This window comes from Dellaglioa sp. CoH-56-MRSF-14 (genome assembly GCF_056782115.1).
Genome location: NZ_JBXAYB010000056.1, coordinates 1 through 332 on the forward strand (window position 1 = coordinate 1; position 332 = coordinate 332).

General features: G+C 53.3%; 1 protein-coding gene. It reads right to left on the reverse strand.

The window, feature by feature from the left end; genetic code table 11:
* Nucleotides 1-192, reverse strand: a 192-nt coding sequence (locus tag AC1RPX_RS07830; RefSeq protein WP_481763334.1) for a hypothetical protein, incomplete at its 3' end; no start/stop codon positions are given.
* Between the last annotated feature and the right edge of the window lie 140 nt (nucleotides 193-332).

Sequence of the window (332 nt, forward strand, 5' to 3'; positions counted from 1 at the left end):
GTCCGAGATGTAGACATCAATCTCGAATTCTAGCGCACTCATCATGCGTGCGTCAATACGCACCAGCGTGTCATCATCCATGTGCTCCTGACACAGGGCGCGGATCGCGATTACGCAATCACCGAGTCGCCCAGAATCGCTGTAGTCCATGTAGGTCTCGAAAAGCTTATCCTTCCAACTATTGTACGTCATGGACCTCCTTATTGCCTCGATCAATACACGTAGTGTAGCGCAAACCCAGATTATTCACAACCCCGGACGTGAAAAACGGGGCGCGTGCCCCGTCCATCTATCCCTTCACGCCGAGCTGCGTATGTTGCTGTGGCGCATGC